Annotated in this window: 3 protein-coding genes and 1 pseudogene; 2 read left to right on the forward strand and 2 right to left on the reverse strand. The window is 53.4% G+C overall.

Annotated features, from left to right (window positions below; translation table 11 throughout):
* Positions 1–153 (forward strand): transposase (locus F1542_RS09820; RefSeq protein WP_193731370.1); only part of this gene is annotated, 153 nt, incomplete at its 5' end.
* Between the two features lie 95 nt (positions 154–248).
* Complete coding sequence (galE, locus tag F1542_RS09825) at positions 249–1,259, forward strand: UDP-glucose 4-epimerase GalE (RefSeq protein WP_193732883.1); 1,011 nt, start codon at positions 249–251, stop codon at positions 1,257–1,259.
* A 243-nt stretch (positions 1,260–1,502) separates the two neighbouring features.
* Here galE and F1542_RS09830 read toward each other — a convergent pair.
* Positions 1,503–1,628: pseudogene (locus F1542_RS09830) on the reverse strand (IS5/IS1182 family transposase); the annotation flags it as partial.
* 1 nt (position 1,629) lies between these two features.
* Complete coding sequence (locus tag F1542_RS09835) at positions 1,630–2,313, reverse strand: helix-turn-helix domain-containing protein (protein ID WP_227672635.1); 684 nt, start codon at positions 2,311–2,313, stop codon at positions 1,630–1,632.
* Positions 2,314–2,648: the final 335 nt, after the last annotated feature.

Genomic DNA, 2,648 nt, shown 5'->3' on the forward strand with positions numbered 1-2,648 from the left:
CGCTGGGTGGTTGAACGGACATTCGCCTGGCTGGGACGGTGCAGGCGGCTCGCCAAAGATTGGGAAAAGTCCATTGCTTCCTCAACCGCATGGACATTGATCGCCTCGATCCGCATGCTCACACGACGGACAGCAAGGCATTGTCAAGCTTGAAAAACTTTCGGATCGGGCTCTAAGGCTGGATTTAACTTTCTTGCCCCAAACCATCGTTTATGTAATAACGGGTTACAATTGAACAGAGGAACGGTATGAAGTGTCTCGTGACCGGTGGGGCTGGGTTTGTAGGTAGCCATGTTGTGCTCAGTATGCTCGATGCAGGACATGAGGTGGTAGTCCTTGATAATCTGAGTACTGGGCATCTGGCCGCCGTGTTTCCGGGTGTGCGGTTCTTCAATGTCGATCTTACAGACGCGGCAGCAACCGAAGAAGTTGTCGGTAGTGAGCAGTGGGATGCCGTCTTGCATTTTGCTGCCCTTTCACTGGTCAGTGCCAGTATTTTCAATCCGCTGCATTATCTGCACAATAATTATATCACTGCTCTCAATCTCATTCGGGCCTGTGTGCATCAGAAGGTTCCGCGATTTGTATTCTCCTCCACGGCAGCACTGTTTGGTAGGGAGAGGGGCACGCAGTTAATCGCTGATGACGCCTTTATTGACCCCAGTTCCCCTTATGGGGAAAGCAAATTCTTTATTGAGCGTGTCCTCGTCTGGGCGGACCGGATCCATGGCATGCGTAGCGCCAGCCTGCGCTATTTCAATGCTGCTGGTGCTGATCCTCTGGGACGGCTCGGGGAAGATCATAATCCCGAAACACACCTGATCCCGCTTGCCATCGACAGCGTTTTGGGACGTCGTTCCGGATTCAAGCTGTTTGGTAGCGATTATCCTACCCCTGATGGCACGTGCATCCGGGATTACGTGCATGTTACTGATCTGGCTGATGCCCATATTCGCGTCCTGAAACAGCTTGATACCCATTCTGTCACCTATAATCTCGGGAATGGCGTAGGGTTGAGCAATCTTGAGGTTGTTCAGAGTCTTGAGCGTATCAGTGGTCGCAAGGTGCCTTGGACATGGGGGCCCCGTCGCGCGGGTGATCCAGCAGTACTGGTTGCAGATTCAACCCGTTTCTGTCAGGAAACCGGTTGGAAACCCAGATATAGCAGTCTTGATCAGATTGTGGAAACAGCGCTGTTATGGCGGGAAGCCCATCCGCATGGTTACCAGAAGAAGAAAGAAAAAGAATTACAACTGTAGTGCAATGAATTATTTTCATACCCTGTATTTTTACTTATTAAATAATAAGAGCCTGCTATGGATAGGGGTTAAATGAAGGGTCTCTATCGAAATTCTTGGGCAGGACCGTTTGCTGCAACCAGAAGGCGGAAAAGTTAGCGAGCGTGTGCCCATCGCCCATTTCTTGTGGCTACGCTTTCGACATCTCCATTCTGCCGTATTTCGATCGTCATGCGCAGGACGTTGCATCGCTACGGTGTGTCGTCAGTTAAGCAGGATGATGATTGAGGCGAACTGCACGGCTGCGAGGAAGGTTGATTTCAGTTTATCGTAGCGGGTTGCGATAGCGCGAAACTGCTTGAGTTTATTGAAGAACCTCTCGATCGTGTTGTCATGATGACTCTCCAGGGATGTTTCTTGTTGAAGCGTGGGACAGGCTGACAAGCCAGATACGTTGCGTTCCGACCTGCGCGAGGCGTCCTTTCAACTGGCCGCGCCGCAGCCAACCATAAACGGTCTGCCTATGTACGCCGAGACGTTCACAGAGCTCCTGCAGTGTCACCTCGTCGTCGTTGAGGCGCGGAATATGTCCGGACCAGACAGGGCGCTTCTTTCCGAGCCCTTTCCTCACCAGGAGCTTTTGAACGATCAAGGCATCGAACGCCTGTTTTTTCGGCGGCAGCCAGCCTTTTGCATTCAGGTCGTCTGCGATGCTCCGGGCCGTGGTGCCCTGGTTTCGCAATTCGGCGATACGGGCAAGGATTTCGTCGCAATGTTCAAGTTGTTCGAAACGTCTGACAGGACGGATGATCGGATGTGTGGTGACGACTTTGCCAGCCCAATGACACGTGACTTCAGCCCGCTCCGTCTCCCCGAATACGCGAACAATGACGCGATCGAGCATCATGCGCGCGATCGTCTGCCGGTCCTGCGGTGTGGTGGTTGACGCCGTCCACAAGGACGGAACGTTGTTCGCCAAGGCCCGGACCGCGTCCTTTTCCTGATCCGTCAGTCGTTCGGATTGTTGCGCCGAGGCGCGTCGATGATCGTCGGCCAGGCTCTGCGCGGTGACCATTGCTGTCTCCCAGTCCCGCGCCAGGGTGCGAGCGACAAGGCGGTTGGCGGGATCGACAGCTTCATAACGTCGGCGCGCGAGCATTGCCGAGACTGTGTAGAATTTTGTGCGGTGGCACTTTTTCAGGCCATTGGGAAACGATCATCGAACATGATGGCGAGCTGGCATCTGACAGCATACTATTCGCTCACTGAGCGCTTCCACTCTGAGTGCCCGATCCGAAAGTTTTTGAACAATACCAGCCTGTTGTGATTCATCCGTCTTTACGAAGAGATGGAGTGAATGGTGACATGGACTGGTATTGCCCGACGTGAACATAGCCGGGAAGGGCTGCG

Source organism: Komagataeibacter sp. FXV3, from assembly GCF_015155755.1.
Lineage (GTDB): Bacteria > Pseudomonadota > Alphaproteobacteria > Acetobacterales > Acetobacteraceae > Komagataeibacter.

What these genes read in the sequence shown, in the direction of transcription:
- F1542_RS09835 (WP_227672635.1), bottom strand. Translation starts at nt 2,313, where the DNA reads ATGGTCACCGCGCAGAGCCTGGCCGACGATCATCGACGCGCCTCGGCG.
- galE (WP_193732883.1), top strand. Translation starts at nt 249, where the DNA reads ATGAAGTGTCTCGTGACCGGTGGGGCTGGGTTTGTAGGTAGCCATGTT.